Source organism: Lamprobacter sp. (genome assembly GCF_034860625.1).
In the GTDB taxonomy this organism is placed as follows: Bacteria; Pseudomonadota; Gammaproteobacteria; order Chromatiales; family Chromatiaceae; genus Lamprobacter.
The window spans coordinates 1-5916 of record NZ_JAYESN010000192.1; the positions used below are offsets into that span (position 1 = coordinate 1).

3 protein-coding genes are annotated in these 5916 nt (G+C 63.0%); all 3 read left to right on the top strand.

Annotation, left to right across the window (positions count from 1 at the left end):
- Nucleotides 1-3063: type I restriction endonuclease subunit R (locus VBE63_RS23640; protein WP_323685473.1), on the top strand; the 3063-nt coding region annotated here is incomplete at its 5' end.
- A gap of 251 nt (nt 3064-3314) precedes the next feature.
- The gene (hcp, locus tag VBE63_RS23645; RefSeq protein ID WP_323685474.1) at nt 3315-4943 is read left to right on the top strand and encodes a hydroxylamine reductase; all 1629 of its coding nucleotides are present in this window, start codon (nt 3315-3317) and stop codon (nt 4941-4943) included.
- A gap of 213 nt (nt 4944-5156) precedes the next feature.
- A complete protein-coding gene (locus VBE63_RS23650) occupies nt 5157-5756 on the top strand; it encodes a Uma2 family endonuclease (RefSeq protein ID WP_323685475.1) in 600 nt (199 codons plus the stop codon).
- Nucleotides 5757-5916 lie beyond the last annotated feature (160 nt).

The window sequence follows — 5916 nt, forward strand, 5'->3', positions numbered from 1 at the left end:
GAGGACGCGGTGCGGCAGTTAACGACCAGGGTGGCATCGCAAGGCATCGTCGCCGCGAACCGGGACAAAGACGCGCTGATCCGTGATGGCGTGCCCGTGGCCTTCCGTAACGCCAAGGGCGAGCGGGTGCGAGATCGGTTGCGCGTCATCGACTTCGACGACCCGGACAACAACGACTTTCTGTGCGTCCGCGAGCTCTGGGTGCAGGGCGATCTGTACCGGCGGCGCGCAGACATCGTCGGCTTCGTCAACGGGCTGCCGCTCTTGTTCGTCGAGTGCAAGGCGCTGCACAAGGATCTGCGCACCGCCTATGAGCAGAACTATTCGGCCTATCAGACCGAGATCCCGCAGCTGTTCCATCACAACGCGGTGGTGCTGTTCGGCAACGGCCACCAAGCGAAGATCGGCTCCATCACCAGCCAGTGGGGCCACTTTCACGACTGGAAGCGCTTGGCAGAGGAAGAGCCTGGCGCTGTGGATATGGAGACGCTGCTGAAGGGCGTCTGCGACCGGGCCAATTTCCTGGATCTGGTGGAGAACTTCATCCTGTTCGACGACGCCTCTGGCGAGACGCGCAAGATCCTGGCCCAAAACCACCAGTTCCTGGGCGTGAACCGCGCGGTGCAGGCGGTGCGGGAGCGGGACGCGCGGGTGCACCGCCTCGGCGTGTTCTGGCACACCCAGGGCTCTGGCAAGAGCTTTTCGATGGTGATGTTCACCCGCAAGGTGCACCGCAAGCTCGGCGGCAACTTCAGCTTCCTGGTGCTGACGGACCGAGAAGACCTGGACACCCAGATCTACAAGACCTTCGCCGGCTGCGGGGTGGTGGATCACGACCGCGACCCCTGCCGTGCTGCCAACGGCGGTCACCTCCAACGGCTGCTGGGGCAGCACAAGTCCCACGTCTTTTCGCTGATCCAGAAGTTCCACAAGGACGCGGACACCGCCTATTCCGAGCGCGACGACATCATCGTCATCACGGACGAGGCGCATCGCACGCAATACGGCACGCTGGCGCTCAACCTGCGCAACGCGCTGCCCAATGCCAGCTACATCGGCTTCACCGGCACGCCGCTCTTCAAGGACGACGAGATCACCCGCCGCGTCTTCGGCGACTATGTGTCCACCTACGACTTCCAGCGCGCCGTGGACGACCGAGCCACGGTGCCGCTCTACTACGACGCCCGCGGCGACAAGCTGGGACTGGCCCTCGGCGACCTGAACGAGCGCATCGCCGAGACGCTGGAGACGCTCGAAGCCGACGACATCGACGTCGCTCAGCGCCTAGAGCGCGAGCTAAAGCGCGACTATCACATCATTACCGCCGGCAAGCGCTTGGATCAGGTGGCCCGCGACTTCGTCGAGCATTACTCGACCGCCTGGGAGACCGGAAAGGCCATGCTGGTCTGCATCGACAAGGTCACTTGCGTGCGGATGCACAAGCTGATCGAGTTCTATTGGCAAGCGCGCATCAAGACGCTCGACGCAGAGCTTAAGCACAAGCACAAGCACGAGCGCCACGGAGCGGAAGCTTCAGGACAAGGAGTCCACGACGAGCAGGAGGACGCCGACCTGACCCGCCAGATCGCCTGGATGCGCGAGACTCAGACCGCAGTGGTGGTGAGCGAGGAGCAGGGCGAGCTGGCCAAGTTTCAGCGGTGGGACCTGGACATCGTTCCGCACCGCAAGCTCATGAAGGAGGGCATGGAGCTGCCGGCGGCGATGCGCGCGAAGCCCCAGTTCCAGCACATGCAGCGCATGGCGCTCGACGAGGCCTTTAAGCAGGCCGAGCACCCGTTTCGCATCGCCATCGTCTGTGCCATGTGGCTGACCGGCTTCGACGTGCCGAGCCTGTCCACACTCTATCTGGACAAGCCGCTCAAGGCCCACACGCTGATGCAGGCCATCGCCCGCGCCAACCGCGTGCACGAGGGCAAGAACAACGGCCTGATCGTTGACTACTGCGGCATCCTGAAGCACCTGCGTCGGGCGCTCGCAACCTTCGTCGGCATCGGACCTGACGGCGGCGAGGAGAGCGATCCGGCCAAGCCCGACGAGGCGTTGCTGGAGGAGTTGACAGAGGCGATCGCGCTGGTGCGTGACTTTCTGAACGAGCGTGCCGCGGCGTTGGATGCCGTGATCGAGAAGACCGGCTTCGCCCGCAACGCCGCCATCCTCGCCTGCAAGGAGGCTGCCAACGAGAACGATGAGACCCGCAAGCACTTCGAGATCCTGTGTCGGCAGGTGCTCAAGACCTTCAAGGCCTGTATCAACGTCGCTGGCATCAATGCCCATCGGCCCGACCGTGATGCCATCGACGTGGTCTACAAGCAATTACAGCAGGATCGAGAGCAGGCGGACATCACCGCCATCATCCGCCAACTGCACCAGGTGGTGGACGAGGCCATCGAGACCAAGCCCGCGCGCGCGGACGAAGAATCCGCTGCCTATGACATCAGCCGGATCGACTTCGAGCGGCTGAAGCGGGAATTCGAGCGCTCGCCCCGGCAGCGCACCACGGTGCAGGACCTGAAGAACGCCGTGGAGCAACGCCTCAAGCGCCTGCTGCAACAGAACCCACTGCGTACCGACTTCCAGCAGCACTACGAGCAGATTGTCACCGACTATAACCGCGAGAAAGATCGCTTGACCATCGAGCAGACCTTTGAGGCCCTGCTCAGGTTGGTGCAGGAGTTGGATGCGGAAGAGGACCGAGCGGTACGGGAAGGTTTGGACGAGGAGTCGCTGGCGGTGTTCGACCTGTTGAAGAAGCCGGACCTCTCGGCAGACGAGATCAAGCGCATCAAGGTCGTCGCGGCGGAGCTGCTGGAGAATCTCAAGGCCGAAAAGCTGCGCGTCGATCACTGGAAAGATAAAGAGGCGACCCGCGATGCCGTTCGCCAGGCGATCCACGACCACCTGTGGAGCGACGACACCGGCCTGCCGGTGGCGCAGTACAGCGACGAGGATGTCCAGCTCCGGTCGGACGATGTCTACCGCCACATATTCCGCGCCTACCCGGTGGTCCCGTCACCCTTCTATCAAGCGCCGGCGATGGCATAGATCGCGACGGACAGCATGATCCACAGCGAGGTGGTTGCAGTCTAGGAGGCGCTGAGGGCGGACGCTGGCCCTCGGCCGACGATCAGGCTCAGGTCGAGCCCCTGCGCGCTGCGAGATCCGGCCATGTTTGGCATCTGAGGCCGAAAACCGGCTTGACCATGATCAAGTCGCATCCCCCTCTGAGTTGAAAGACTGTCCCTGTCGATCCTGGCATCGCCACCCCAACCACCGTCAGCGGACCGAGTCTTTCAATGAGTATGTTCTGTTTCCAATGTGAAGAGGCCACTAAGGGCACCGGCTGTACCACCAAGGGTATCTGCGGCAAGACCGAGAGCATCGCCGTGCAGCATGATCTTTTGGTCTACCTGCTCAAGGGCCTCGCCATCGTCGCCGAGCAGGCCGAGCGCCAAGGCCAGCCGGATGCGTCCGTTGGTCCCTTCATCGCCCAAGCCTTGTTCGCCACCATCACCAATGCCAATTTCGATCCGGCGCGCTTCAACAGCCTAATCCAGGCCACCCTCGCCAAGCGCGATGCGCTCAAGGCCGCGATCGGCTTTAGCGGTGATCAGGACGAGCTGAACTGGACCGGCAGCCCAGCCACCTATGCCGCCAAGGGCGCTGAGGTCGGCGTGCTGTCGCAGCCCAACGAAGACCTGCGCTCCCTGCGCGAGCTGCTGGTCTATGGCGTCAAAGGCATGGCCGCCTATACCGACCATGCCGCCATCCTCGGTCTTCAGAAGCCCGAGATCTATGCCTTCATGATCAAGGCGCTGGCCGCGACCACTCGGGAGCTGAGCATTGATGAGATGACCGCGCTGGTGATGGAGTGCGGCGCTGTCGGTGTGACCGCGATGGCCCTGCTCGACGAGGCCAATACCAGCGCCTATGGCCACCCGGAGATCACCCAGGTCAAGCTCGGCGTCGGCAGCCGCCCCGGTATCCTGATCTCCGGCCACGATCTCAAGGATCTGCAAGACCTGCTCGAGCAGAGCGTCGATAGCGGTGTCGACATCTACACCCACAGCGAGATGCTGCCGGCCCACGCCTATCCAGCCTTCAAGCAGTATCCGCACTTCGTCGGCAACTACGGCAACGCCTGGTGGCAGCAGGACACCGAATTCGCCGCCTTCAACGGCCCGATCCTGATGACCACCAACTGCATCACGCCGGTCAAGAGCGCCTATCGCGATCGGATCTACACCACTGGCATGACCGGCTGGCCGGGCGTCCAGCACATCGGCGATCGGCTTGAGGGCGGCGCCAAGGACTTCTCGGCGATCATCGCACAGGCCAAGACCTGCCCGCCGCCGACCGAGCTGGAGCAGGGCGAGATCACCACCGGCTTCGCCCATGCCCAGGTCATGGCACTGGCCGATCAGGTGGTCGACGCGGTCAAGACCGGCGCCATCAAGCGCTTCGTGGTCATGGGCGGCTGCGACGGCCGGCACAAGGAGCGCAGCTACTACACCGACGTCGCCCAAGCCTTGCCGCAGGACGCGGTGATCCTCACCGCCGGCTGCGCCAAGTACCGCTTCAACAAGCTGGATCTCGGCGAGATCGGCGGCATCCCGCGCCTGCTCGACGCCGGCCAGTGCAACGACTCCTACTCGCTGGCCTTTATTGCGCTGAAGCTGAAAGAGGTGTTTGGGCTCGATGACATCAACGAGCTGCCGATCTCCTACGACATCGCCTGGTATGAGCAGAAGGCGATCATCGTGCTGCTGGCGCTGCTGCATCTGGGCGTCAAGCACATCCGGCTCGGCCCGACGCTGCCGGCCTTCCTGTCGCCGAACGTGGCCAAGGTGCTGATCGAGACCTTCGACATTAAGCCGATTGGTCGCGTGGAGGAGGATGTGACGGCGATGATGGCGGCTGCTTGAGCCGACTGGCCTGCGTGATCCGTGATGGCTAGCCGCATTGGCTGATCCTGGTCTGCGCAGCCTTCGCGGCAAGAAGGCTGCGTGGGCTGCCAGGCCTGTGCGGGCAACCGTCTTTTCAAGCCGCGCTGAGCCGATGTTGGTGGCCAAGACAGGCGCGACCAAGGCTATACTTGGCACCACAGCATCCGCCGCAATGACTCACCGGAGGCCATGATGTCCGCTGCTGCATCCCAACCGCATCTCTCGTTCGACGACTGGCTTGCCATCGAGCGCACCACCATCGACCAACGCAGCGAATATGTGGCTGGCGAGGTCTTTGCAATGGCCGGTGGCACCGAGGAGCACAATCTGATCGTGCTCAATGTTGGCGCAGAGCTGCGCAGCCAGCTCAAAGGTCGCCCCTGCCGGGTGTATCCGAGTGACATGAAGGTCTACATCGCCTCGGCCGAGGTCGGTGCCTATCCGGATGTGATGGTGATCTGCGGCGAGCGCGCGTTCTACGACGGCCGGCGCGACGTTGTCACCAATCCGATCCTGATCGTCGAGATCCTCTCTGACTCGACCGAGGCCTACGACCGGGGTGACAAGTTTCGACACTATCGAAGCTTGGAAAGCCTGCGGGCCTATCTGCTGCTCTCGCAAGATCAGATGCAGGCGGAGCTATTTCTACGCCAGCCAGATGGGACCTGGAGCCTGAGCAGCTACGAGGGTGCAGCGGACAGCATTCCGCTGAGTCTCATCGAGGCCGAGCTGTCGCTGGCTGAGATCTACGACAAGGTCGAGCTGCAGGGGTCGTCGAACTCGATGGGATGAAGCCGAAGCCAAAGGCCGGACGACCGTGATAATGCCTTCCATCGCGGCATCAATGGCGCAATGGTCGCTGCTGGCATTCTTACTCGGACTGGGGCTGAGCCTGCGGCTGCTGAGCCGCCCGCGGCTTGAATAGCAAGGGTGTTTCGACCTGCGCGTGATG

Excerpts from the sequence above, each read along its gene's own strand:
- hcp (WP_323685474.1), top strand. The coding sequence starts at position 3,315 with ATGAGTATGTTCTGTTTCCAATGTGAAGAGGCCACTAAGGGCACCGGC.
- VBE63_RS23650 (WP_323685475.1), top strand. The coding sequence starts at position 5,157 with ATGTCCGCTGCTGCATCCCAACCGCATCTCTCGTTCGACGACTGGCTT.